Source organism: Frigidibacter sp. SD6-1 (assembly GCF_030143255.1).
Classification (GTDB): domain Bacteria; phylum Pseudomonadota; class Alphaproteobacteria; order Rhodobacterales; family Rhodobacteraceae; genus TMP-24.
The window spans coordinates 1-2,132 of the sequence record NZ_JARJNR010000023.1 but is presented as its reverse complement, the minus strand read 5'-3'; the positions used below and the strand labels follow the sequence as shown (position 1 = coordinate 2,132).

Annotated in this window: 3 protein-coding genes; all 3 read left to right on the top strand. The window is 58.7% G+C overall.

Translation table 11 applies throughout. From position 1 onward, the window contains the following. The first annotated feature begins 112 nt into the window (after positions 1 to 112). Positions 113 to 370 (top strand): hypothetical protein, encoded by a 258-nt coding sequence (locus P0645_RS19160; protein ID WP_284166154.1) that lies wholly within the window; start codon positions 113 to 115, stop codon positions 368 to 370. 46 nt (positions 371 to 416) lie between these two features. Continuing rightward, positions 417 to 1,631, top strand: coding sequence for an RHS repeat-associated core domain-containing protein (locus P0645_RS19155; RefSeq protein ID WP_284166153.1), 1,215 nt, complete (start codon positions 417 to 419; stop codon positions 1,629 to 1,631). Then, on the top strand, positions 1,628 to 2,132 hold a 505-nt coding region (locus tag P0645_RS19150; protein WP_284166152.1), incomplete at its 3' end, for a hypothetical protein. The genes P0645_RS19155 and P0645_RS19150, both read left to right, overlap by 4 nt.

Genomic DNA, 2,132 nt, shown 5'->3' with positions numbered 1-2,132 from the left:
GCCTGTCTAACCGCTTGGATTCACGAAGTGAATCCTTTGCCACCAGAGTTATGCAACAACGCCGGCCCGAAGCTGTTACGCCGACAGCCAAGTGTGGCTGAACTTAATTCAGATGAATGATCAGGTTGCCTTTGCAGTTGCAAGAAATAACACAATAGGTATCGATATACTGTGGCAGCTGGCTCAGCATCCCAATCGGTCAGTTCGGCAGGTTATTTCTGGTAGCGCAAGGCTGTCTGCCTATCCAGAACTGATGAAGCAGCTTGCCTTTGATGAAGATGAAGGTGTCCGGGTCGGATGCTACAGGCGAGATATGCCTCAAGAACTCCGGGAGGAAATGGAAAAGAGATACGGTTATAGCCTCGATTGAGGTTGGAACGGGAGTGGCGCTTCCGACGCCCAAATAGGGTACAGGATTGTGTTGGGGTGTATTTGCAACACAGCGACAGGCTGAAAAACAGCGCGCTATGACGGCGGCGCAGGATTATGGCTTCACGGGGCGGGAATATGACGCCGAGACGGGGCTCTACCATTACCGGGCGCGGGTCTATGACCCGGGCGTGGGGCGGTTCCTGCAGGCCGATCCGCTGGGCTTCGCGGCGGGCGACGTCAATCTCTACGCCTATACCTGGAACGACCCGGCCAACTGGTCGGACCCCTCGGGGCTGACCTCCTCGTCGGAGAACAGCACCCAGTCGCCCGCAACGGCGGCGATGGCGCGCTCGGCGGTCGATACGGTGAAGCGCGGCACGATGTGTGTGGCCAACCGCGTGGCGACAGCGGTGCTCAATATCGGCACTGCCTATCTCGAAGGCACCGAGGAGATCGAGATCCGGCAGATCCTCACCGAATGCGCGGTCGAGGCGATTGTGCCCTCCTGCGGCTGCAAGGGCGGCAAGGGGCCGAAGGGCCGGTTCGGGGCGCTGACCAGGGCGCTGTCGCTGGGGCTGAGCCTGTCGGGCTCCTCCTTCCCGGAGGGGACTTTGGTCCTGACGCCGGAGGGCAAGCGCAAGATCGAGGACCTGCGCGAGGGCGATCTGGTGATCGCGCGGAACGAGGAGACGGGCCAGACCGGGGTCTTCCCGGTGACGGCGGTGATGGGGCGTCAGGCGACCGACCTGGTGCGGCTGACGCTCGAGGGTCCGGACGGGACGGCCAGCGCGATGGCGGTGACGGCGGAACATCCGCTCTATGTCGCGGGCGAGTGGGTCAGGGCCGGCGATCTCAAGCCCGGCGACGGGATCGAGAATGCGGACGAGACCCTCATCCGCGTGCTCACGGTCACGCTGGACGCGACGCCGACCTTGGTGCACAATATCGAGGTCGCAGGCGCGCATACCTACTTCGCGGGCGAGCTGGAGGCGTGGAGCCATAATGCAGGCTCGCGGATTGGGCGCATCGCAGCGCTTACGATGCAACTTCTTACCAGCTGCGTTGATCAGGGCAACGAGGACTGGGTTGGCGATGAAGAGTGGACGCTACCTTTCTCACAACCTGACGAGCTCCCCGACCCGGTTAAGCCCAAGAAGAACCCACCGAAGAAAGCCAAGATTTGCCCGATCAATAAGTATAAAGGTGAAGGCGCGCGTATAACCAAGTTCTCCACGAAATTACTAAAGCTGTTCAAATGATCGCCGTGAAAACCATCGATGATCTCCTTGCAGAGATTGAAAGTTCAACCGTTGAGGAGGCTGATCGTCTAGCGGGTTATGTTTATTATAAAATCAAAGACCGACGTGAAATAGATCTTGCTGCCGAGTGTCTCTTTCGAACGCACGGAAGCGCGAGCCTTTTCGTTTCCTATCAGGCAGCCTGTCTATTCAAGGCGTCGGGAAATATGGAGCGGTATAAATCCATCCTACAGGCTCTCGAGTTGAGGGGGCATGCCCCAGCCATACACGCACTCGGCTGCATGAAAAGGGATGAGGGAAAGCTCGACGAAGCACTCGCCCTGTTCAAGCGCTCGATGGATCTTGGATACCTGGTCGGCAGGGCATTCTTCTATTGGACTCTGTGCAAACAGGCGCGCTGGCCGAAACGCTGGTACTACTGGTGGCGATACAAATGGGCTTGGAATGAGGCGCAGTATGAAAAGAAGGTAAGGGGACTGCCCGATCTGTCGTCGACATGGA

Bases quoted from the DNA above. Each gene is read 5' to 3' on its own strand.
- P0645_RS19160 (WP_284166154.1), top strand. From the start codon at position 113: ATGAATGATCAGGTTGCCTTTGCAGTTGCAAGAAATAACACAATAGGT.